18 protein-coding genes are annotated in these 23311 nt (G+C 46.4%); 6 read left to right on the top strand and 12 right to left on the bottom strand.

Translation table 11 applies throughout. The features are described from left to right. Window positions 1-96: 96 nt before the first annotated feature. Complete coding sequence (locus C9I98_RS17405; protein ID WP_036818190.1) at window positions 97-2349, bottom strand: hypothetical protein; 2253 nt, start codon at window positions 2347-2349, stop codon at window positions 97-99. Between the two features lie 414 nt (window positions 2350-2763). On the opposite strand from C9I98_RS17405, the gene nirB reads away from it, so the two are divergent. The 4 genes from nirB (at window position 2764) to cobA (ending at window position 7609) form a co-directional block, all read left to right on the top strand. Further along, window positions 2764-5322: a nitrite reductase large subunit NirB gene (nirB, locus tag C9I98_RS17400; RefSeq protein WP_036823584.1), complete on the top strand. Its 2559-nt coding sequence runs from the start codon at window positions 2764-2766 to the stop codon at window positions 5320-5322. A 2-nt stretch (window positions 5323-5324) separates the two neighbouring features. Continuing rightward, window positions 5325-5648: a nitrite reductase small subunit NirD gene (gene nirD / locus C9I98_RS17395; protein WP_107272269.1), complete on the top strand. Its 324-nt coding sequence runs from the start codon at window positions 5325-5327 to the stop codon at window positions 5646-5648. Window positions 5649-5798: 150 nt separating this feature from the next. Further along, the gene (locus C9I98_RS17390) at window positions 5799-6647 is read left to right on the top strand and encodes a formate/nitrite transporter family protein (protein WP_107272268.1); all 849 of its coding nucleotides are present in this window, start codon (window positions 5799-5801) and stop codon (window positions 6645-6647) included. Window positions 6648-6832: 185 nt separating this feature from the next. Further along, entirely contained in the window at window positions 6833-7609 is a 777-nt protein-coding gene (gene cobA, locus C9I98_RS17385; RefSeq protein ID WP_036825831.1) for a uroporphyrinogen-III C-methyltransferase, read from the top strand. 88 nt (window positions 7610-7697) lie between these two features. Here the strand turns inward: cobA and C9I98_RS17380 are convergent, their stop codons facing one another. After that, window positions 7698-8129 carry a YeeE/YedE family protein gene (locus tag C9I98_RS17380; protein ID WP_036825833.1) on the bottom strand — a complete coding sequence of 144 codons (432 nt, stop codon included), beginning with the start codon at window positions 8127-8129 and terminating at the stop codon, window positions 7698-7700. 5 nt (window positions 8130-8134) lie between these two features. Further along, window positions 8135-8560, bottom strand: a complete 426-nt coding sequence (locus C9I98_RS17375; protein ID WP_107272267.1) for a YeeE/YedE family protein — start codon at window positions 8558-8560, stop codon at window positions 8135-8137. A 190-nt stretch (window positions 8561-8750) separates the two neighbouring features. Between C9I98_RS17375 and C9I98_RS17370 the strand changes: the two genes are divergently transcribed. Beyond that, window positions 8751-10454 (top strand): FAD-dependent oxidoreductase, encoded by a 1704-nt coding sequence (locus tag C9I98_RS17370; protein ID WP_107272266.1) that lies wholly within the window; start codon window positions 8751-8753, stop codon window positions 10452-10454. Window positions 10455-10552: 98 nt separating this feature from the next. On the opposite strand, the gene C9I98_RS17365 is transcribed toward C9I98_RS17370, so the two are convergent. Both C9I98_RS17365 and C9I98_RS17360 read right to left on the bottom strand, forming a co-directional pair. Further along, entirely contained in the window at window positions 10553-11596 is a 1044-nt protein-coding gene (locus C9I98_RS17365) for a hypothetical protein (protein ID WP_107272265.1), read from the bottom strand. A gap of 301 nt (window positions 11597-11897) precedes the next feature. Continuing rightward, window positions 11898-12281, bottom strand: a complete 384-nt coding sequence (locus C9I98_RS17360; protein ID WP_036818933.1) for a DUF805 domain-containing protein — start codon at window positions 12279-12281, stop codon at window positions 11898-11900. A gap of 77 nt (window positions 12282-12358) precedes the next feature. Here C9I98_RS17360 and C9I98_RS17355 point away from each other — a divergent pair, with 77 nt between their 5' ends. Then, window positions 12359-12727 (top strand): YcgJ family protein, encoded by a 369-nt coding sequence (locus C9I98_RS17355; RefSeq protein WP_051902008.1) that lies wholly within the window; start codon window positions 12359-12361, stop codon window positions 12725-12727. A 103-nt stretch (window positions 12728-12830) separates the two neighbouring features. On the opposite strand, the gene C9I98_RS17350 is transcribed toward C9I98_RS17355, so the two are convergent. The 7 genes from C9I98_RS17350 to C9I98_RS17320 all read right to left on the bottom strand — a co-directional run bounded on the left by C9I98_RS17350 (window position 12831) and on the right by C9I98_RS17320 (window position 23300). After that, window positions 12831-14108, bottom strand: coding sequence for a glycosyltransferase (locus C9I98_RS17350; protein WP_036818929.1), 1278 nt, complete (start codon window positions 14106-14108; stop codon window positions 12831-12833). 222 nt (window positions 14109-14330) lie between these two features. Continuing rightward, complete coding sequence (locus tag C9I98_RS17345; RefSeq protein ID WP_107272264.1) at window positions 14331-15635, bottom strand: hypothetical protein; 1305 nt, start codon at window positions 15633-15635, stop codon at window positions 14331-14333. Beyond that, complete coding sequence (locus C9I98_RS17340) at window positions 15632-17014, bottom strand: DUF3131 domain-containing protein (RefSeq protein WP_036819680.1); 1383 nt, start codon at window positions 17012-17014, stop codon at window positions 15632-15634. The genes C9I98_RS17345 and C9I98_RS17340 overlap by 4 nt, the downstream gene beginning before the upstream one ends. A gap of 29 nt (window positions 17015-17043) precedes the next feature. Continuing rightward, on the bottom strand, window positions 17044-18438 hold the full coding sequence (locus tag C9I98_RS17335) for a DUF3131 domain-containing protein (RefSeq protein ID WP_107272263.1): 1395 nt from the start codon (window positions 18436-18438) through the stop codon (window positions 17044-17046). 26 nt (window positions 18439-18464) lie between these two features. Continuing rightward, window positions 18465-19784, bottom strand: a complete 1320-nt coding sequence (locus C9I98_RS17330) for a DUF3131 domain-containing protein (RefSeq protein ID WP_107272262.1) — start codon at window positions 19782-19784, stop codon at window positions 18465-18467. Then, window positions 19774-21642, bottom strand: coding sequence for a glycosyltransferase family 2 protein (locus C9I98_RS17325; protein ID WP_107272261.1), 1869 nt, complete (start codon window positions 21640-21642; stop codon window positions 19774-19776). Before C9I98_RS17325 ends, C9I98_RS17330 begins: the two co-directional genes overlap by 11 nt. Before the next feature lie 20 nt (window positions 21643-21662). Further along, window positions 21663-23300 carry a glycoside hydrolase family 9 protein gene (locus C9I98_RS17320; RefSeq protein ID WP_051902213.1) on the bottom strand — a complete coding sequence of 546 codons (1638 nt, stop codon included), beginning with the start codon at window positions 23298-23300 and terminating at the stop codon, window positions 21663-21665. Between the last annotated feature and the right edge of the window lie 11 nt (window positions 23301-23311).

Here is a 23311-nt window from a genome sequence, read left to right as displayed (position 1 = left end):
CTGATGTTTTACCAAAATCATGCTGAGTTGCAAGGGATAATCACGTCCGTGATTACCCCAAGACGATTCACTAGCTAGTTTTTACCAATATTGTGCTTAGTGTACAATGTTGCTGTCTTCAATTTCGATAGTTTTACCACCAGATTCAATGAAGCTAACAATCGCTTGCTGCTGCATTGACATTGAAGCATTAATATCACCAAGGTGACCCGTAAAGCCTGTATCACCATACGTCATCGGACGGCCTTGTGGATATAGCGGATCTTTGTAGGTTACTGGCCCTTCATACGGGAACAGATAAGTACCATGACCACCGTGCTTAGCACGAAGCACACCGCGAAGCCCAGTATTGGTTACACTGCTCGTTGTTTCCGAAATAGCTTCAAGCTCTAAGTGCTTAATCAAAGGCTCGGTACCTACCAGTGGCTTACCCGGTACATCATTCACTACAACATTATCCGGAATGTAGTCCACGCCTTCTTCACAAGTCTCTGGGTTGTGATAATCACAAGTACCGGCTGCTTCAACTAACAAAATAGGCTGTTGCTTATTCTCAAACTGACGCTTAATAAAGTTCGCTGGATCACCACCATCGACTGCTGTTTGCACGCCAGGGTACATCTCTGCCGCCACCATATCGAACACCATATCTTCAATTCCAGCAGCGTTTTCTGCGTTTTCCGTGCTTTCCGCCTTGTAGGCTTCCAGGGCATCTAAGCCTTCAACCTTAGTTTGCGTCTCTTCATCATAGACCCCAACCATGCTAGCAACGGCTAGCTGAATATCGCTTGAACTTCTAATTTCATTTTCAACTTCACCGCCGAGCAGTGGTGAGTTCATCACCAAGTCGGTTAGGTGCATGCCCGGAACAACCAGGGTAACCGTGTTAAAGTTAAGCTCAGGCTGATTCTGAGATAAATCACTCACCATGGTTGAGATAATCCCACCCAAAGAGTGGCCGATTAAGCTAACATCTGTTGAGTCAACAAAGCCAGTATTGTTAAGTGCTTTTCTCAATACTAGCTGATCAAGTACTGCCTGGCGCTGGTTATCGCGTAGGGTCAAAGCACTTAGCAAATTAAGGTATACCGACTTTTCTTGATTAACTTCTCCAGCTGAAGCGGTAATATCAATTGTGCCATCTTTATCTAGGTCGATACCACGCTCACCATGCAGAGGCTGATCGATAGCAATCACCAAACGATCATTCGTAGGGTCTTGGTCATCGGCCCCTGTCCCTCGCTCAGTCATTGTCATAGCCGCTTCTTTCGTACCGGTAATACCATGGACAATAATCGTGGCAGGTAGTGCTGAAGCACCAGGTGTCCAGCCATTTGGCGCATAGATAATCACCGGGATTTCTAGCTCTTCAATGGTTGCAACTGGCTCTGGATTACCACTATGGACAAACTCGCCGTTTGCGCCCTTCCACCAGCTATACAGAGCCTCACAGTGGCTTACCTTATCGGCTGCAACCGTCTTATACTGAATACCGTCAGTATTATCACTGTACAATTGAGGAACTTCGCAAGTGCCGTTTTCACCATTTCTTTCAGGTAGTTCAAGGTAATAAGGCACCTTAATGGTGGCCGAATACGACCATACTTTAGCATTAGGCTTGTTATTTATTGCTGCAACATTTTCTACAGCTTGATCTGGAATATTACCAATCGCCGCATCCATTACTGGATAAATGCTCTGGGTAGTGAACTGTGCACTGTAGACAATCTCGCCCTGTACACCAGCAGCCTCTAGCTGGCTGTGGTTACTCTGAACTTGAGTAACGGCAGCATCGCCCTTTGAGTGGCCTAGATTATTACCATCAAGCAAGCGCTGGTAGTCATTCGAACGCTTTAATCCTGTACCAGCAATATCAGTTATGCCATCTGATAGGGCAATAATAAACGGTGTAGACTCAGGCAGTACAATTTTAGGCAGGATCTGAATATCACCAGACTCTGTTACTTCGACGACATAATCGTCATTCGGTACAAGTAACTCACCGGTTTTGGCATTAAGAATATAGGTGTTGGCTGTTAAAGTAGCGGTCTCTAACTCAACACTTGGACCAGAAATCGGCAGTACGATTGGGTAGCCAGTCGACCAGCCATCGAGGGCACCATACACATTCTCATAGTTGCGATAATCAACTTCGTCGCCACTCGACTCAACTGGCAGTTCTAACGTACCGTCAGCATCTGTTTTTAACAGGTCGTTCGGATAAGTGACATTATCAAGGTTGTAAGGCACAAACTGGCTTGTATCTGAGGTGAGTTCCTCATCGAGACAAGCTGTCAACGATCCCGCCATCAGTGGGATCATACAAAGTGCTAATTTGTTCTTAGTCATTATATTCGGGTTCCATTTGCTTATGAGACTATTTTCAGACGCATGGGTACCCTACCTTAAAATGGTCAGAGAGGTGTAAAATACCGCTCATAACACGATGATTTAATTTATATTTTATATTTTATATTTTTAGATTGTAAAAAATCACTTTTTGTACAAAAAACAAACACAGGTGACTAATTTGCATGTATGACTTAATATACTGTGCAACACTTATCGCTCACAATTTAGCCACCCCTCTTCATATGCAACAATTTAATACTTGCAACCATTAGCACAACCAGCTGAATTGTAAGACAATTACCCCTTTGGGGCTATTTGAAATTGCAATTGATTTGCATCATTTTTTTACACAATCTGAATTATTACACTGCGCAAAATAAATATTGGCAGTCTTTGTTACTAGAGGATCTTATGAGCAAAGTCAGATTGGTTGTAATAGGCAACGGCATGGTAGGCCATCGCTATATCGAGGAGTTAGTCGATAAAGCGGAACTGGATAATTTTGACGTTACCGTTTTTTGTGAAGAACCCCGGGTCGCTTATGACCGCGTCCACCTCTCCTCCTACTTCTCCCACCACACCGCTGATGAGCTTTCTCTAGTCAAAGAAGGCTACTACGAAAAACACGGCATCAATGTCTTAATTGGCGAACGTGCCATCACCATCAACAGAGCACAAAAAATCATCCACTCCAGCTCTGGCCGCGAAGTGCGCTACGACAAGCTCATCATGGCTACCGGCTCATACCCATGGGTTCCACCAATCAAAGGAAACGAAGGCAAAGATTGCTTTGTATATCGCACCATCGAAGATCTCAAAGCTATCGAAGCAACAGCCAAACGCAGTAAGAGCGGCGTCGTGGTTGGCGGCGGCTTACTCGGCCTAGAAGCCGCTGGCGCGCTCAAAGCCCTTGGGGTAGAAACTCACATTATCGAATTTGCCCCTGTACTAATGGCTGAGCAGCTCGACCCTCAAGGCGGCGAGCAGCTTCGCAAGAAAATCGAAAAGCTTGGCGTGAATGTCCACACCAGCAAAAACACCACCGAAATCGTCGCATCTGGCGACAATGCCCGAAATACCATGAACTTTGCCGATGGCACGTCACTAGAAGTGGACTTCATCGTGTTCTCTACCGGTATTCGCCCTCAAGACAAACTTGCCATGCAATGCGGCCTAGCAACGGGTCGCCGTGGCGGTATTGCGGTTAACGATAGCTGTGTGACTTCAGACCCAGACGTCTACGCTATCGGTGAGTGTGCTTCATGGAACGAAACATTCTACGGCCTGGTTGCACCGGGCTACAAAATGGCGCAGGTCGCGGTGAGCCACCTCATTGGTGAAGACAACCAGTTCGAGGGTGCAGACATGAGCGCCAAGCTTAAGCTGCTGGGTGTGAAAGTCGGGAGTATCGGCGATGCCAATGGCCGTACACCGAACTGCAAAAGCTATGTTTACCTCGATGAGAGCGAAGAAGTCTATAAGCGCATCATCGTGTCTGAAGACGGCAAGAAGCTATTAGGCGCGGTACTGGTTGGCGATACCTCTGACTACGGTAACCTACTTCAGCTTAAACTGAACGAAATTGAACTACCAAAGCACCCAGACACGCTCATTCTCCCTGCCCACGCGGGTGCCGAAAAGCCGGCAATGGGCGCTGACTCTCTGCCGGATACCGCGGTCATCTGTTCTTGCTTTGACGTGACCAAGGGAAAAGTGGCCGCTGCTGTGGCTGATGGCCACACCACATTGGGCGAAATCAAGTCGGTAACAGGTGCCGGTACCGGCTGTGGCGGTTGTTTGCCGTTAATCACCCAAGTGCTTAATGCCGAACTTGCCAAAGCCGGTATCGAGGTTAACAACCACCTTTGTGAACACTTCGAATACTCTCGCCAAGAGCTATTCCACCTGATCCGCGTGGAAGAAATTAAATCTTTCGATGAGCTGCTTGAGAAATACGGCAAAGGCTATGGCTGTGAAGTGTGTAAACCAGCTGTGGGCTCTATCCTCGCTTCTAGCTGGAACGATTACGTACTGACGCCACAGAACACCCCACTGCAAGATACCAATGATATCTTCCTTGGCAACATGCAAAAAGACGGCACCTACTCAGTCATTCCGCGTATGGCAGGCGGTGAAGTCACGCCAGAGGGCTTGAAGGCAGTGGCGGAAGTGGCAAGCGAATACAGCCTATACACCAAAATCACCGGCGCACAACGTATCGGCCTATTTGGCGCCCAAAAAGATGACCTTCCTTCCATCTGGGAAAAGCTCATCGGTGCAGGCTTCGAGACTGGCCAAGCATATGCGAAAGCCCTTCGCATGGCGAAAACCTGTGTCGGTAGCACTTGGTGCCGTTACGGCGTGCAAGACAGCGTTGGCTTGGGGGTCGAGCTAGAGAACCGCTACAAGGGTATCCGTACCCCGCACAAGATGAAGTTCGGTGTATCGGGTTGTACCCGTGAGTGCGCTGAAGCACAAGGCAAAGACCTAGGTGTGATTGCTACCGATGCGGGCTGGAACATGTATGTTGGCGGCAACGGCGGTATGACGCCGCGCCATGCAGAGTTGTTAGCAACCGATTTGGATAAAGAAACCCTGCTCAAGTACATCGACCGTTACCTGATGTTCTACGTTCGCACCGCTGACAAGCTGCAGCGTACATCGGTATGGTTGGAAAACCTTGAGGGCGGTATTGAATACCTGCGTGAAGTGGTTATCGACGACAAACTGGGTATCAATAACCAGCTTGAAGCGGACATCAACAAGCTCATCGACACTTACCAGTGTGAGTGGACGTCAACGCTAGACAGCGAAGACCAGTTGAAGCGCTTCAGCCACTTCATCAACTCTGATAAGCGCGATGACAACGTGGTATTCGTTTCTGAGCGTGACCAGCACCGCCCTGCCACCTTCACCGAGAAAAACCCTGAAGCCAAAGGCGACATCCTGCACGTGGAACTGGAGAACTAATCATGGCATTCGAACACATCTGCAACATCAATGACATCATTCCAGGCACTGGGGTTTGTGCACTCGTAAAAGGCCAGCAGGTAGCGGTATTTCGTCCAAGCGGCGAAGAAAAGGTATTTGCTATCAGCAATATGGACCCGTTTGCTCGCTCTAACGTGTTGTCACGCGGTATGATTTGCGAGCACCAGGGCGAGCTTTGGGTAGCAAGCCCATTGAAAAAGCAACGTTTTAACCTCGCAACCGGTGCTTGCATGGAAGACGAGCGCTTTAATATCAAAGCGTTCAAAGCCCGTGTTAGCGATAGTAAGGTGGAAATCGCCGCTTAATCGCTGAGATTCAATAGCAAAAAGGCTTCTTGATCCGAACCCGTATTGATTCGGGAGTAACGTTGATTCGGAATGAAAGTTCGGTGCTTGGAGCCTTTGTCTATTCAATCTTAATTTTTAAATTTTAAACTTTAGACAATAAGGAAGATTATGTCTTACTCAAAACCTGCTGAATTCATCCAGACGATGATCAACACTGGCGAAGCAAAGGTACGGACCTCGGCACGTGATTTGATTTTACGCGGCACGATGGCAGGCATCATTCTCTCATTAGCGGTGGTGGTCGCGATCACCACCATTACCCAAACCGGCATTGGCGTGGTGGGCGCTATTGTCTTCCCTGTTGGCTTTTGTATCTTGAGCCTGATGGGCTACGACCTCGTCACGGGGGTGTTTGGACTCGCCCCGTTGGCGAAATTTGAAAACCGCCCGGGAATAACGTGGAGCCGTGTCCTTCGCTGCTGGGGGTTGGTTGGCCTTGGTAACCTAATCGGTTCACTGCTTGTTGCCTTCCTCATCGCCCTGTCGTTCACGATGAACTTCAGCGTTGAACCTGGCGCCGTCGGCCAAACTTTCATTAAAGCCGCAACAGCACGTACAGTGGGCTTTGAAGAGTTGGGCGCAAACGGCTGGATCACTTGTTTCGTACGCGGCATCCTTTGCAACTTGATGGTCTGCCTAGGTGTGATTGGTAACATGACGGCACGCAGTGTCGCAGGCAAAATTGCGGCAATGTGGCTACCCATCTTTATCTTCTTCGCATTGGTATTCGAGCATGCAGTCGTCAACATGTTCTTGTTCCCGCTGGGCATGATGCTAGGCGCTGACTTCGGCATTGCAACCTGGTTGAACTTCAACCTTATCCCGACCATTCTAGGTAACCTAGTCGGTGGCCTGCTATTTACGTGTATCCCACTTTACCTGACTCACGCAAAAACAGCACCAGCTCTTAACACTGAAGCGGATGTGAATGCTGAGCCTGCATTAAGCACTCGATAATCTACATCAAGTGGCCTCAACTTGGTGGGGCCACTAAACATACTGGCGTATTATATTGTTTTTAAAGTATAAAGTAGTAGCCCTTGTGGTAGCTTGCCGAGTTTTGATTTTATCTATACCAAAGTCACTTTTATAACAAGCAAAGTGATTTTGGTATATTCAAATTTCAAATGACAGGCCTTGCTATGACCATCAACCACACATCATTAAATAACGGTTTCGTATCCCTTGTTGGTGCAGGTCCAGGCGATCCTGACCTACTGACGGTGAAAGGCTTGAGGGTCATACAAGCTGCAGACGTGGTCGTCTATGACCGACTCGTATCTAAAGAGATCCTGGCGCTGGCAGATACATCCGCAGAAATGGTTTATGTTGGCAAGAAACTTGATTTCCACTGTGTACCGCAAGATCAGATCAACCAAATTTTGGTCGAAAAAGCCAAAGAAGGTAAGCATGTAGTGCGCCTGAAAGGCGGCGATTCCTTTATTTTCGGTCGCGGTGGCGAAGAGTTGGAAGAACTTGCTCAACACGGTATTGAATATGAAGTTGTGCCGGGGATCACAGCCGCAGCAGGCGCAACTGCCTATGCCGGGATCCCGCTCACCCACCGTGACCATGCGCAGAGTGTCCAGTTTATTACTGGCCACGTGCAAAAAGATGGCCGCGAAATTGAATGGTCATCGCTGGCGCAATCCAACAACACCTTGGTGTTCTACATGGGCCTTAAGCAAAGTGGGCACATTTGCGACAAGCTGATCACTCACGGCCTTGCCCCTGATACCCCCTGTGCCATCATCGAAAACGGCACCCGCAAAGAGCAACGTGTGATAACCGCTAACTTGGCTAACTTACCAAGGGCAGCCAAAACAGCAGTCAGCCCCGCCCTGATTGTCATCGGTAGTGTCACCAAACTGAGCGAGCCATTGCAGTGGTTCAACAACAATTTTGAAGCGATTTCGTGAAACCCGAGGGGCACCCACGGCTCTTCATGGGTGCCTCTGGTTATTCTTTGCCCGTTTATCTAAGCCAGTAATCCTGTGAATAAGGTATTCAACCCTTCGCCTTAGTAACATAGTTTCCAACCAGCATGCCGGCTAGCATAGTGGCAATAAACAAGATCATCGCGGGATTAAAACCTGACAGTGAAGTAACTGCAGGGCCCGGGCAGACTCCGGCAATCCCCCACCCCAAGCCAAACAACGCTGCGCCTGTTACTAATCGGCTATCCACTGTTTTACTTTTTGATACTTTAAATTCAGCGCTGCAAACCGGTGATTGGCGGGGTTTTATCAACAACTGGTAGCTTGGTACAAACACCAGCAGTGCTCCCCCCATCACAAATGCCAAACTAGGATCCCAGTTTCCTGCAACATCCAAAAAACCAATCACTCGCTCGGGATCAACCATGCCCGAGACCATCATGCCCAAACCAAACAGCAGGCCAGCGAACAATGCCACCAAATTAGGTACAAATTTCTTCATCATCACTACTTCCCTAACACGTGCAGTCGAACAAAAACGGTTACCATCGCGACTACCATAAATGTGCATGTCGCGATAATAGATCGCGTTGAGAACCGTCCCATGCCACAAATACCATGACCGCTGGTACAACCATTACCCAGCTTACTGCCAAAGCCAACAAGCAAGCCTGCTAGCGAGACCCACAATAGTGAAGATACCGGCAGAGCTTCTGGTAATGAAAACCCAATCAACGGCGCGGCGGCACCACTGGCAACCATACCGATCACAAACAGTCCCCGCCAGCTCGTCTCCCCTGACTTAGGCTGTAACAACCCCGATACAATCCCGCTGATCCCTGCGATTCTGCCACTCATTAGTAACAACAACACTGCAGAGACCCCTAGCAACATGCCGCCGAGTAATGCATCCCATGGAATAGTAAAATTCATGTCTTTAGCCCTAATGCTTAACTCTATATATTAGAGGTTACTAAAATTATTTATTCAGTCAACACTAATTAAGCAAAATTTAAATTAGACATTGCTAATTTAAGGTTTTATAGTAATCGGATACAATGCTGTGATATTGATAGTTTAGATACTTGATAGTGATATCACTTTAGATTGAATGGAGAATAAAATGAGTAAGATTCTGATTGTTGGTGGCGTTGCAGGTGGTGCCTCGGCAGCGGCCCGCGCAAGGCGCTTAAGTGAAGATGCAGAAATCATCATGTTCGAGCGTGGTGAGTTTGTATCCTTTGCCAACTGTGGTCTACCGTACCACATCGGTGGCGATATTCAGGATCGCAGCAAATTGCTTCTTCAAACACCAGCAAGCTTCTTGGCTCGATTCAATGTTGATGTTCGTGTCATGAACGAGGTCGTTGCTATTAACCGTGAAGAAAAGTGCGTAACTGTTCGCAACACGCTTGATAATACCGAATACCAAGAAAGCTATGACTTCTTGCTACTTAGCCCAGGCGCAGCCCCAATTATCCCAATCATTCCGGGTATCGATAACCCGCTGACCCACTCGCTGCGCAATATTCCAGATATGGATAAGATCATTCAGACTATCTCGGTAAACAAGCCTGAACACGCCACGGTTGTCGGCGGTGGTTTTATCGGTTTAGAGATGATGGAAGCCTTCCACCAATTGGGGATCAACACATCGCTTATCGAGATGGCCGATCAAGTCATGACCCCAGTTGATCGTGAAATGGCAGGGTTTGTTCACCAAACCATCAAAGATCAGGGTGTCGATCTTCGTTTGGGTGTTGCCTTGGAAGCTGTCGAGTATAAGCCTACTCAATCTGTTGCCAACGAAGATGCTGGTGAAGACAGTGACCACCAGCACTTAACGGGCGAACTGGCACTGACACTCAGTAATGGCGATACCCTTAATACTGATATTCTGATCATGGCTATCGGGGTGAAACCCGAAACTAAGCTGGCCGTCGATGCCGGACTCGATTTAGGTGAGCTTGGTGGTATTCGTACTAATGAGTTTATGCAGACCAATGATCCCGCGATTTATGCAGTGGGTGATGCTGTCGAAGAACACGATTTTGTCACTGGTGAACAAACACTGGTACCACTTGCAGGTCCGGCTAACCGACAAGGCCGTATGGCTGCCGACAATATGCTGGGTCGCCAAGAAACCTATCAAGGCACTCAGGGCACAGCTATCTGTAAAGTTTTTGACTTAGCGATTGCCTCTACCGGTAAGAATGAAAAGCAGCTTAAGCGCGACAATGTTCGTTACGAGAAGGTTTACGTTCACACTGCAAGTCATGCGAGCTACTACCCTGGCGCTGAAGTGGTTTCATTCAAAATGTTGTTTGATCCTGAGAACGGTAAGATCTTGGGTGCCCAAGCCGCAGGTAAAGACGGCGTCGATAAGCGCATTGATATTATGGCCGTCGCCCAACGCGCGGGCATGACCGTAGAACAACTCCAACACCTAGAGCTGACCTATGCACCACCGTTTGGCAGCGCCAAAGATGTGATCAACCAAGCTGCCTTTGTCGCCAACAACATCATCAAAGGCGATGCGACACCTATCCACTTCGACGAAATCGACAACTTGTCAGAAGACCAACTGCTACTTGATGTTCGCAACCCTAACGAGCTGAAAAATGTCGGCTACTTGGAAGGCGCAATCAACATTCCTGTCGATCAATTACGTGACCGAATGAATGAGCTGCCAAAAGACAAAGAAATCGTGATTTACTGCCAAGTTGGCTTACGAGGCAACGTCGCGTACCGCCAGCTGGTTAACAACGACTATAAGGCACGTAACCTAATTGGTGGTTACCGTACCTATAAGTTTGCTAAAGCCTAATTATTTTTAGCGGCAATCGCTAATAACCACAAAGCCCCAGACAACATCTGGGGCTCTGTTTTATTTCACTCAACTATCTAGCTAAAGATCAAAAGCAACTAATAGCCTTTTGAAGAACTTGAACTATATGTCGTAGACGAGCGATAGCTGTGGTTACCATTCGAGCTTGATGAGTAACTTTCATGTTTATAGCTGCCTTTGCTATCGTCACCTTTCTCATCATAATGGTTATCTTGGTAGTAATGGCGACGATACCAGTTCCACCAATACGGCTTGGTCTGTTTCTTCTCTTCCAGATTCAGCAAGAACAAGCAATCAAAGTAGATTTCTGAACCAACCGCACCCGTGAAATTCGCCATGTCCACCATGCCAGATAAACGCACCGTACCTTGGTGCCAAGCATAATCACCATATGCTTTCAAAACAGCATTTTCGGTGCTGGATGCCCCCGTAATATGGGTGATTTCACGGCCTTCTGGGGTAATGATTGAACTTGGATCTGTGCCCGGTTCATCAGCAACAGGCTGAACTGTCGTGATTCCGCGCGTAATGATAGTGCCACCATCAAGGTAAAAGAATGTGGTGCCGATAAGTTTAAGCCCATCACCCACGTTCATGATTTCAGATAAACAATCTGTTGCGCTACCTATCACCTCTCCTGTGGCAATATCTTGTAGATCAACATCGAAGCAAATGGCCGGGTCGGGATATTTATCACCATCGTAATCAGGCACTGTCCCTTCTTTCATTTCACCAGCCCCAATCAAACGAAGCGCTAAACGTTTCGTTGTATCTTCTCCATCACTGTGAGAGTACCCATCTCCCGCCCCTGAGTCATCTGGCTCATGCCCATTATCGTGATCATTATAATGATCGCCAGAGCTATCATCGCCTGAGCCGCTAACATGGCTATCATCACCATAAGGATAGACATACTCAGAATAAGACTCGTAATAGTAATGTTCTTTATGCTTATAGGTTTTTTTCTTGTAGTAATTCCCTTTGCTGGTGTCGTGCTCACTATGATACGAATCACCATCTCCACTATCGTAATGACCACCATATTTGCCAGAAGCTATCGCATGGGAGGAAAAACCAATAAAAGTCGCCAACAACGTCAGGGTTATCTTGTTAATCTTCATTTGATACTCCACAGAAATCTGTAGCATCTTTTCAGCCAACTAAAGCATGTTACTTCGCCATGCAGCCTGCATGACAGAACATGTGTGCAATTTTCCTGCTTAAGTGTAGAAGAATGTAGAATATGCCTATGCGAAGGCAGATTGGCAGCCCAAACTGCTAGCTTATTGATTCTCAACAAAGTAAGCCTTCAGAAAGGCTTACTTAAATATGAAATAACTGTCTCTATTCTCGTAATTGAGAATAGATTCTTAGTAAAAACACAAATTACGATTATGGCGAGATCAGTATATTGAGTTCAACTTACACACTCATATGCGCGCTATCTTCTTGCTTAGGGTTAGCACCATATTCATTGTTTCCCGCCTCGCTATCCTGAATAAAAAAGAAAATAAGAACAAGGATCCCAATAACAGGTATGAGGCCAAGCAGTAGCCACCAACCAGCCCGGCCAGTATCGTGCAATCGACGTACACCAACAGCCAGTGTTGGCACTAACACTGCCAGTGAATAGATCATTCCAAGTACACCGCCTCCGGCATCCGCAGGGTTAATGAACTGCTGGTTAATCACTTGCAGAATAAAGCCAATCACCATATTGATAAGAATGAAATACCAATACTCCTGGCGTCTCGCTCGCCCTGAAAACACCGCATATTTCTTTAAAACCAACAGATACCAGTTCATCATTTTGCCCTCCGTTCACTTGTACTCATTATAAACGCTATTATTAACAAGGTTTGGCATTGCTAATTGGTGGCGGTATGAAAGTGATCATCCTACTCTTTTTTCACCTTGCGTTTTTCTTCAGTTACGGGCTGGTTCAGGCCCAAGCAACCCTGTCAGAGAACGTTTATTCGCCTGATAGTGGGGTAATTTGTGATAAGAAAGCAGGCTTTTGCGTTGATAGCTACGGTATCTCGATGGGGTTTACCAAAGAGTACTTGGGTCAAGAAGCACAAGATAAAATGATGAAGCTCATTAACGATGTGGGCAGCGATAATTTTGATACCACACGCTACTCATTAAGTAACAAGGTCTACTGTGACGCCAAAGAGGCGGTTTGTCTTGAAGACCGGTTCTCCGATGTCAAAGCAGACCAATACAACGATATTCTCTACCCTGACCAGTAAGTATAAAAAGAAAAAGCGTATAGAGTTCATCTATACGCTTTGTTTTCTTTGTTATTTTTATAGTTACAAACTCACTTCTACACGTAGTGATCACACAAAATAATTAAGAAACGGTGGCAACATCCGCCTGTTTTATTTCCTCCAACCAAGCTTCCAGCTCGGTAGGAGAAAATACCAAAGGATCGCCAAGTAATTGATCATCTATCTCAGCCAAAGCTGGCGGCAAAATATCAATAATTAGCTCAAGATCTTTATGGCTTTTGATTTGTTCATCAAATATCGCTGCCATATGAATATTATGATCAACATCTCTATCTTGTGCTGCTTTGACCAAACCACTTAGCAGCGTATACCATGTTGTCATTGGCCCCTGCACAATCGAAGCTGACTCGGCAGCAGAATCGATGAAAGCAAATGGTACGGTTTGTAAATCGTAATCCCCTTTCATCGCGGCAAAGATCCAATCAGTATCAAACGAGAAGTCGTATACCGAAGGCGCTACAAGAATGTCTTTGATCACTTGCTTATCGTAAAGTTTAAATGCAGCTTGGGTGTCTTTGATACCATTAGAGAAAATGGCCCTACCTAACATACGTTGCATATGACGCAAGGTTTTAATGCCGACACCCCAACGTTCTTCTTGCTTAACCAATATTGAGTCTTGGTGTTTGCGATTACCTAATACAACTTGGGCATTGTCGCTTACATAAGGTTTCAGCAAGAGGCCAAGTTGACCAAGGTGAACTGAGTTATCAGCATCGGTATACATGACACAATCTGCGCCATCTTTAATTGCTTGATCACAACCATAAATGATTGCCCCACCTTTACGTGAATCATCCGCACTCGCTAAGTTGCTTAGCGGGCCACTTTCAGCAGGCAGTGCGTCAGCTAAGCGTAAAACGGTTACTTTTTGCTTGTCTGGATGGTCATTCAAGATCCCTTCGGCAATATTGGCACTGCCATGAGGGCATCCGTCATCGACAGGATATAAATGCCAATCAACCACTGTGCCTTGGGTCACCCAGTTAAGTTGGTTGATTTTAACGCGTAACGAATCTTCCCCATTTGGGTTGGTGACATTTTTTTCATTCAGGCGATTATGTTCACCCCACATGGCAAATACAACGCCAACAGTAACAGGCTTCGTCAATTTTAAAATATAACGACGAGATTCAACTAATTTAACAGCGAGTCTAAACTCTAATGGACATTGTTGTTTGGCAAGCAATTCTTGATAGTAGCTATTAGAAATATCTTTCAGGCAATAAAGCGTATTGGCTAACGCTAATAACCTCTTTTGGTGACTTGAATCGGTTAAATCAAAATAATCGCTCGCCTCGTTCAATGCAGTGTGCACTATTTTCTCTGATGCTGTCATTGCCTATATTCCTTCTTAACTAACTCCTTAGGTACTCACCCACAACGACAACAGGGCTTAAATTAATCATAGTAAGAGGGACTATAAAGACAAAAAAATTACACAACTAATTTCATATAGTTACTGAAACGATAAAGCCATCACACTTCTTTATCATTATGCAATCATCAGCTTAGTTAATAGCTAAAGCTTCACTCGATGCTTAACACTGAAAAAGAGTATCTAGTTTGAGCTCACTGGGGCAAAGCTTCTTCTTTGTTGGGCTTCAACACCTCGGCTTTCTTCACTTGCAATATTGGCGCGGGGAAGGACCGGATTAACAATACTATCCGTCTTATTCTCCGTTTCAGGGCTTGTATCTGTTTGTTGAAGATCTATCGTCGGTGATACATTTGATACTGGTGACGTAACGACTTGCTCATCATATTCAATGGCCTCTATTGGCGTCACAACCACCCCATTGCTCGCTTCGCTTTCAATGGCTTGCCCAGTCGCGACTTCCGCTGTTTGCTCAACAGGAGCTTGGACCGGTGCAGCGTCTATTGAGTTAGCTTTCACCACTTTCTTTGGCAAGATTTTCTCAGGTACTACTTCGTCAAGATCCCCATTATCAGGAAGAAGTGAAATCGTTTTCTGCCTCGTGCCCGCTGCTGATGACGTTGGCGAGGAAATAACTATCCCTTTGCTCATCACGGGCGCGGTATCAAGTTTGATGTCAGCATCAGAGACCACCAAGTGGCGAGTCACCGACGTTTCGGCAAGTTCAATCGAAACAGTATTATTAACTTGCTGGGGGCGATTCTGTTTGAGCGTTGGGGTAATAATTCCTTCCTCTTCTTGGGCAGATGCAGAAGCCGAAGGTGCGACCACAGGAACAAACTGCTGTTCGTTACTGAACGTTTTGCTTAGACCACTTAGTTTTTTTGCCCCGCCGCGCGGTTGATAGGTCGTCATTGGCTTTGGCGGTGGAATAGCCTCTTTAACCGCCTGATCATGTCGCGTATCTTGTAGTCCTAACTTTGGACTGCTAAAGCGATATAAGCCCAGCTTTTCGTCCCATGTTTGTAGTGTACTTAACTCTTGTTGCCACTCCGCATCCACACTCGAGGCAAGATCTGCTACCTGCAATTGGGTCGATAACAAGGTATTGGCCCTTTCATACCGCCGGTGTAATTTCTTGCGCATTTGATCCCAGTTGGTTCCCCCTGTCATTAGGTAACGGGTACTGTCGGCCCAATACTGGTAGGCATCAGCACTATTCGCTTTATCCGCCGCGGCAGCAGCTAGAGCCTCTGATAGGCCAGCATATTGCCACATACGCTTACGCCCTAACTTGGCTTCCGAGCTTAAAAATATAATGGTCAACCGATGCCATTGCTCCGATGCTTGCTGATACCGTCCAAGGTTCGCAAGGTGGGTCGCCTTAGCATAATGGGAAAGCTCCACATCAACAGCAGCTGCCTTAACGCCAGAAACAGGTGTAATAACAAGAACCGAAATAAAAGCGAATAACACGTATATTCTCATCGGAATGTCTCCACCAAACAGCGGCCTGGATGATAAAAACGCGAATCAAACTGCACATCACGATACTCTTTATCTCCACGTGGTTGATAAAGTTTACCGTTCGCCTTGTACATCAACGCTTCCAATACCCCGGCATTGGTTTGCAAGGAAATACTTTTTTCATAGCTACTTGTAAGCTCATAACGGCCTTCATACCAGCCCCGCTCAGGATCATAGAGCTCCCTGACCAAAGTCATTAACCGCTTGGTGTAGTCCGTTTTCCACAATGCCCACATCTGGAATGCAACACGGGTAGATACCAAGGCTTTCTCGTCGTGATCACTGCCGTCTTCTGCCACCGTTATCCAAGGTGTACCAAGAGCATAAATACTGTCATATACAAAGTACGGCTCACCCGTTACGATATGTTCTCCTCTTGCGGTATAGATCCTATCGACTTCCCAGCGAGATTCTTGTATCCGGTAAATCGAATCTGCCATCGCCGCCAATACTTCATTGCTGTGTTGCGAATCGTTCGACTGTGTATCTGCAATATTGTCCCAGTTAAACTCTAACCCTAACAATAAATAAGGCGTGCTATACACAGGCCGAAGTACATCATAGTGCCTTGGGTCACGGCCATCGAATAGCAGGTCGATGCCGTTAATTGTCACGACTTCATAAGGATCAAGCATCATGGCTTTTTCGGGCACTATCTGCCAATCCAGGTAACCATACGAAGTGTACTCTTCGATACCTAGTCGGCCTTCTTTGAAGCGTTGTACTTGGCCGTTATTAACAACACCACCGTATAGCTCGCCATCTTCAGTGACCAGCTCACAGAAATTCCAGCGAAGCACAGCTTTATCAACATATTCAGAAAATTCTGGGTTACGCTGCTTCGTCATCGCCAGCACAATCAATAACCGGCCAATATCAATCGATGACCACCCCACTTCTCCAGGCTGATTACCGTAGTCCACCATCATGCCTGTACCCGTGCTGTATACCTTATTAGGGACACCGGTAAGTCCTAGGGGCATTTCATTAAGAAAAGAAAGCACGAGTGTCAAACGCTCGTCGTGCTCTTTACTGGTAATAAATTCAAATTCTCGTGCTGCCATCAGCGCAATAAGATAGTCAGCAAGGTTAGACAAATTGGTAGTGGGAAAATTATCGAGGGAGTTTACCAACCCCGTAGTGAGGTCGGTATTATTTTCAACATAGGTCCAGGCAATTTCTGCCCATTCTAGTTCTTGCTCTGTAAGCTCGCCGTATCGGCCTTGGCGAATCACTTGGGATTCGTTCATGCTCGTTATACCACTTTGCACGCCTTGGTAAACTACCCCGCATGATGCGAGGTAGAATACCGAAGCGACAATGACTGCTTTTCTCAACATCTACATCCCTTTAACTGAGAAACAACAGTTTATTGCTGCCGTTTTTTACGCGGTAAACACTGGCCTTCGTAGCCAAATGGTGATTCTAGTGCTTTCTCCCATAAGCTTGGTGCAACATTGTCTTGATATTGAAGTAATTTCCCTTGCTCTTTATAAAGCAAGATTTCCAGCGTAATACCGTTATTATTCGAAGTGAAGGTATCGATTAAGCCAGTACCATTTTCAAATATCCCTTCATAAAAACCCTTTTCACGATCATAAAGGTGCGAAATATGGTCGAAAAGTAAGTCGGTATATTCTGTGTCCCACAATACCCACATTCCCATCGCACCTTTTATCGCGACAGCAGAGAATTGAGGAAGGAATTCACCGGTTTCTGAAATGGTATTCCAGGCAAAGCCATCGGTGTAGATGGTGTCATAAACGAAGTATGGAGGCCCGGCTAACTGATGCTCGGTACGTGCCGTGATGATACCCGTCTGCTTATAACGTTCTTCCTGAACACGATAGATCTGCAGGGCAAACTCCGCAATCCAGTCACTTGAATAGTTATAGTCGTGCGGTGAACGATCGTCGACTTCATCCCACCCCATCTCAATACCATCCAAGACATAGCTTTCCGTTACAACGTAACTGTGCGCTTTCAGCTTACGCGGGTCTCGGGTGTCATAAGGTACATCGTAACCATAGAGGTTGATGGTGCTATAGGGTTCTGCAAGTGAAGCTTGAGTAGTGTCAAAGCCCCATAATTGGAAACCTTTCGCCGCATATTCCTCATAGCCCAAGCGCCCTTCCTGTAAGTACTGAACGGGCTTGTCTTTTTCAAGCAGCGCACCGAACATGGTGCCGTTTTCATCGACAACATTACAGAAGTTCCAACGCAGCACTGCCGAGTCAATACCCGTGGCGTATTCAGGATAACGATGCTTAATAATATGTAGCCAAATCAGCAAGCGACCAAGGTCGAGTGCAGAATAGCCAATCTCACCAGGTTGGTTACCGTAATCCACCTTCGCAGCAGTTTGTGTGTTATACGCCTTATTGGGCAGCTCGTTCATAAACAGATCAAGCGTGTTCAACGTCGTAAGCATTCGAATAAAGCGGCGGTCAAATTCCTCTTTTTCAATGATTCCTAACTCGTATGCGCTTACCATTCCCGCCATGTACGAGGCAGCATCCCACCAGGTCACAGAAGGGTAATTATTTACCGCATTTACAAGCCCTGTTGATTCCTGGTAGTTATTTTCAAAATACTTCCAGGCAATCCGAGCCATATCCATTTCTTTCTCTGTCAATTTCCCCTGACGAGCTTTAGGCGTGGTCCAGTGACTCTTCCTTTCCACCACATCATCAGAAAATTGGTTGTATTTATTACCACAACCGGCAGCCAATACCCCTAAAAGGCAAACAATGATATAACGCATACGACACTCCCTATCATAGTTGCGGTTTACTTCGCGCCAACACTCAACAGTGCTCCGTTTTCGATATAAGCCAAAGACTCCAGAACAATCCCATTGGTGTTTGCTGTAATTGCTTTGTTTACTCGACCATCTATTTCATAACGACCTGAATACCAGCCCTTTTCATCAGAGAACAGCTCTTGTGCATCCTCAATTAGCAGGTCTGTATAAGGTGTATCATAAAGTGCATACCAACCAAATGCGGCTTTAGTCGACAGGGTTTTTAAATGCGAAGCATCATCCCCCTGATCCGAGATAGCATTCCATTCTTTACCGTCAGAGAACACCGTGTTGTAGACGAAGTAAGGTGCTTCATCGACGTTATCCTCACTGACTGCCGTTAAGATACCTGTGCGCTCATAACGATTTTCTTGTGCCTTGTAGACACGGTGAGCAAAGATTTTTGACACACTATCAGCACCAAACTCTAGGCTGTCCAAGATGTATGATTCGCTTACCACATAGTTATGTGCGTGGTATTTGGCTGGGTCTCGCAAGTCGGTTGGGATGTCCACACCATCAATTTCCACCAGCTCAAGGTAATCGATGTATTTCATGGCGTTGAATACGTCACGTCCCATCAATGACATGGCTTTTGAGGCATATTCTTCATAACCAATACGACCTTCTTGCACCAACTCCATGCCTTCGCCATCAGCAGCTGGTCGAGAACCATATAGATAACCATCTTTAATCATCACGCTCACGTCCCAGTGGTTAAGCACATCGTTGACGTGTTTATTAAATTCAGGGTACTGCCAAACCATGATATTAAGCGGGACCAAAATACGGCCGATATCGATGGCCGACCAACCAATGCCGTTTTCTACCGGTTTGTTGGAATAGTCCACCATTTCAAGGGTTTGTGTGTTATAGGCTTTGTTAGGTAACTTACCGTCAATCAATGGAATACGTGCTAATGTGTGTAACGCTTTTTCCATTCGAAGCTCGAACTCCGCATTACTGATCACATTAAGCTTTTGAGCCGCAAGCAACCCCATCAGGTAAGAAGCGGTGTCCCACATGGTGGTTGATGGGTAACCATCTACCGAGTTCACCAACCCCGTATTTTCTTGGTAGTTATTTTCAAAATACACCCATGCGGTATTGGCCCAGACAAACTCTTCTTCGCTTAGTACACGGCTTTCCCTTACCGGAATTTCTTCCGTGGACTCAAAGGTAATGTTGCCTAAAATACGCCCGTAATCACGCGTTTCGATACTAAAAGCGATGACAAGAGCAGTGAATAGCCCCAATAAAAACACAACATGGTGCCGGGCATTAACAAATGCTTGTTTAAATTCCATATTCTAATTCCTCAGATTCCTGCTGTTCCTGCTCTTCGTCTGCTGGCGGCGGTGTCCAGTAAGCGGCTGCGATCATTCCCCACATCGCCATCATGTTATTAATGGTCCAGAAGCTATTAAAAATAAGCCCACCCAATGAATAGTTACCAAACGCACCGGTGAAATAACAAACCCACGCGAAAACCATACTGATTAGGCTAAGGCCGAAGACTATTTTTTGCGGATACACTAGCTGGCCAAATGTTCCGTCTTGTCGCTCTTTTGGCGTGGTCGGGAAGCTGATCTTGCGGCCTCGCAATACAGTCCAAAGTGCCCGCATATTGACCGGGAAAAAAGACAAGAAGTTGGTTTTACCCTTATAGCCAGCAACCCCCCATGTACCGACCATCATTGCCAATTCCGCAGTCAGTACAAATGGAATAAAGTGCAAATAGAACGTCACATCATAGGCACTCACCGGCGCAATACTGGTGAAGAAATAGACTATTGGACATAACAAGAAAATGATGTTCCAGATGGCCGAGAGATTTGACCAGAAGCTCGCGCCATACATCATTTTTTGCTTCCAGTTCATACCCTTTCTAAACAACGGGTTATCATTCATGAAAATATCAATGGAACCACCCGAATATTTAAAGCGCTGTACGGTCCATGTTTGCAGATCCTGCGGCGATAGCATCTTACTTTCTACCTCAGGGTGCTGAACCGAACGCCAATTACGCTCAGTATCTGAGTGCAAAACAATGGATGTGTAGATATCTTCCGATACGTGGAATTTATACGGGGTAAATTCTGTGTCGAAGATAATTTCCTGACGCAAGTTATCTGACACATCCTGATCAACCCGTTTTTCTTTAGTGATCTTACGGATCTGCTTCTCGACTTCGCGATGTTCTTTGCTGATCTGCTCACTGTAACTACGAAGAGCCGCTTCCATTACTGCTTCACGGCGGTGAATCGAACCTGCGCCACAACAAAACGATGCGTTTACCCAGTTACGGCGGCGCTGGATAACGTCATAGAACATTTGCGGATCGTTAACATACGGGTCTTCACCGAGAGTGACTGGGCCGTATACCTTCTCAACACCACGACCAAACATGGCACCGATTTTACCTACCTTGCGATTCAACCATTTTGGTAAACGCTCACCCGCAGGAAGATCAAAGAACCACTGTGGCGTCTGAACCCAAGCCACATCAGGGTCTCGGAAATAGCCCATGGTGTTTTCTAGAATTGATGGGAAAGGACGGGTATCTGCATCACAAATAACTATGAAGTCACCATACGTCTGCTCTAGTGCATTACGTAAGTTACCCGCTTTGAAACCAATATTGCTCTCACGGGTAATGTATTCCACGCCCATTTCTTCAGCCAAGGCCTTCATAGCCGGTCGCTTACCGTCATCAAGAATAAAGATCTTGATGTCAATATCATGGGGATACCGGATCTTCTGTGCATCTTCGATACTCAAGCGAACCAGTTCCGGCTCCTCATCGTAGGAAGGAAAGAACACATCAATGCTGATTGGTCGCTGTTCACCGCTTTCAGGGCTCCCCTCTCCCACACACTCATCGATGGTATGCGGCGGCGGACGCTTCGGCTCGTCTTTGGTTTTCCATAGGTTAAATGTAAACAACACCGAACCAATAAACGCACACGACTCGGCAAAAACTAACGGGAATGAAAACCACATCGCGTCGTAGTTTAGGGCATACGTCCATCGCCACCATAAGTACCAAATACCAAGGGTGAGGTTACAGGTTGCCAGATACTGATATAGCAACTCCCTCGGAATGCTGTGAGGCACCGGCTCGGGCGGCTTACGATGCTCAAACTCCTTAAAATAAAAATCCATTTCTTTAACTCCGGTTATTATTAGTTAAAGTACGCTTTATGCACCGCAAGCAAGCCGATTAGGCTCGCGTTGTAGTCAATTGCAAACTCATTTACCGCATAAGACTTATTACTATCGACATAACTGAGCATGCCCATATTTTTCGGGGCAACACCCGCCTGAGCGAGTTCATTAGGGCCTCCGACCATGAAGCCAGGTAAGCTCACACCTGTGCCGATTTGATAAAGGTGATGTAGGTTACGAACCGCATATGTACCACTCTGGGTAACAAAGCTCATATCAAATGCATTCGCACCGAGTAGGTAATCAATTTGGGCTTGCACCGTAGTACGATTCGCTTTATCCGCATTAGCGAAGTCTGACCATGCCACCAAAATGCCAGCCTCAGCTGTCATCTTGTTCGATCCCCAAATAAATCGTTGGTTAGCAATCTGGAATGGTGACGATTTTGCTTGCGCGACATAGCGATCCGCCACCACTTGCAAATCTTTTGCTAGCGTATCTCGAAACTCGCCCTGCTCTTCAAGGATCAGGTGCCAAACTCCCATTAAGGCTGGGTTTTTCCATTCAAAAATATCAATCCATTTCGGATCGTAATTTTGCTTGAAGAGGTCTAGGTACTTACTCTGACCTGTCGTGATATAAAGCTCGGCAAATGCCCATAAACGGTCATCGGCATCAGTTTCTAACGAGTCTTCGATATCAATTTTATTTTTAACATAAGGCCCAGAGCCGCTGTCATCACCCGCCTGCCAGTCAATGTATTGCTCAGGCTGTAATTCTAAGTAATTGGCAGCATGAATTGACGCCTTCAAGTACTGGCGAGCTAATTGCGCGTCGTAAGGCGCTAAAATACGAGAGGCAAATGCCATGACACCTGCAAATTTTCCGGTCTCTGGTGAGCTGACCCCATAAATATAACGAGTTTGTAAATCTTGCCATGGGCCGATTTTCGCTGGCCATTTCGAACCTGACACTTTGCGGTAAACAGCGCCGTCTTCTCGCTGCATTTTGAGCAGCCAATCCAACCCGTAGACAGCTTCTTGCAACACCGCTGGCATGGTATCGCCAGACGAATACAATGTTGGTGATTGACGGTAGGCTTCAAGTAAACGGGCAACTGTTATCGTCGTTGTAGCCACATATTTACCGAAATCACCCGCGTCATACCAACCGCCTGTTACATCCAGGAATGCCCCCTGCTTATGGAAACTATCCGAACGGAATATCAAGCCATCCGCCATATGACTCTCAGGGCGACGCATACCTGTCGACGTATCATTCACTGCAACACCTGAACGCTGCAAATATAAAGCGTGCACCAAACGCTGATTGAGGTCTCGATACGCATCCGAGGCAATCAAAAATGGGACAGATTGAAAATCACCGTTAGTGAGTTGGTACCAACCCGGTTGAGAAAAATCTGAGAATTTAATTTTTCCTAGCGACCTTTCATCGGGCAATGTGGTGGTATCAACAACATCTAATTCAAGTACATCCTTGCCTGTTTCCAACGAGTGCAAAGCGACTGTTTTGATGTTGCTCGACATAATATAGGCATGCTTATCGCCTGTTGGGAAATAACCCAATTGGTTCACGGCGATGGTTTCAGCCTGTAATGCACCCGAGGCTAAAACGCCACAGATTATAGCCAACATCCTTGTCATAA

Source organism: Photobacterium sanctipauli (assembly GCF_003026495.1).
Taxonomy (GTDB): domain Bacteria; phylum Pseudomonadota; class Gammaproteobacteria; order Enterobacterales; family Vibrionaceae; genus Photobacterium; species Photobacterium sanctipauli.
This window is presented reverse-complemented; position numbering and strand designations above follow the sequence as displayed.

Coding starts and splice junctions, on each gene's coding strand:
- C9I98_RS17340 (WP_036819680.1), bottom strand. CDS start 17,014: ATGTTGAGAAAAGCAGTCATTGTCGCTTCGGTATTCTACCTCGCATCA.
- cobA (WP_036825831.1), top strand. CDS start 6,833: ATGACCATCAACCACACATCATTAAATAACGGTTTCGTATCCCTTGTT.
- nirD (WP_107272269.1), top strand. CDS start 5,325: ATGGCATTCGAACACATCTGCAACATCAATGACATCATTCCAGGCACT.
- C9I98_RS17380 (WP_036825833.1), bottom strand. CDS start 8,129: ATGAAGAAATTTGTACCTAATTTGGTGGCATTGTTCGCTGGCCTGCTG.
- C9I98_RS17355 (WP_051902008.1), top strand. CDS start 12,359: ATGAAAGTGATCATCCTACTCTTTTTTCACCTTGCGTTTTTCTTCAGT.
- C9I98_RS17365 (WP_107272265.1), bottom strand. CDS start 11,596: ATGAAGATTAACAAGATAACCCTGACGTTGTTGGCGACTTTTATTGGT.
- C9I98_RS17345 (WP_107272264.1), bottom strand. CDS start 15,635: ATGAGAATATACGTGTTATTCGCTTTTATTTCGGTTCTTGTTATTACA.
- C9I98_RS17370 (WP_107272266.1), top strand. CDS start 8,751: ATGAGTAAGATTCTGATTGTTGGTGGCGTTGCAGGTGGTGCCTCGGCA.
- C9I98_RS17350 (WP_036818929.1), bottom strand. CDS start 14,108: ATGACAGCATCAGAGAAAATAGTGCACACTGCATTGAACGAGGCGAGC.
- C9I98_RS17330 (WP_107272262.1), bottom strand. CDS start 19,784: ATGGAATTTAAACAAGCATTTGTTAATGCCCGGCACCATGTTGTGTTT.
- C9I98_RS17375 (WP_107272267.1), bottom strand. CDS start 8,560: ATGAATTTTACTATTCCATGGGATGCATTACTCGGCGGCATGTTGCTA.
- C9I98_RS17335 (WP_107272263.1), bottom strand. CDS start 18,438: ATGCGTTATATCATTGTTTGCCTTTTAGGGGTATTGGCTGCCGGTTGT.
- C9I98_RS17405 (WP_036818190.1), bottom strand. CDS start 2,349: ATGACTAAGAACAAATTAGCACTTTGTATGATCCCACTGATGGCGGGA.
- C9I98_RS17320 (WP_051902213.1), bottom strand. CDS start 23,300: ATGTTGGCTATAATCTGTGGCGTTTTAGCCTCGGGTGCATTACAGGCT.
- C9I98_RS17325 (WP_107272261.1), bottom strand. CDS start 21,642: ATGGATTTTTATTTTAAGGAGTTTGAGCATCGTAAGCCGCCCGAGCCG.
- nirB (WP_036823584.1), top strand. CDS start 2,764: ATGAGCAAAGTCAGATTGGTTGTAATAGGCAACGGCATGGTAGGCCAT.
- C9I98_RS17360 (WP_036818933.1), bottom strand. CDS start 12,281: ATGAACTGGTATCTGTTGGTTTTAAAGAAATATGCGGTGTTTTCAGGG.
- C9I98_RS17390 (WP_107272268.1), top strand. CDS start 5,799: ATGTCTTACTCAAAACCTGCTGAATTCATCCAGACGATGATCAACACT.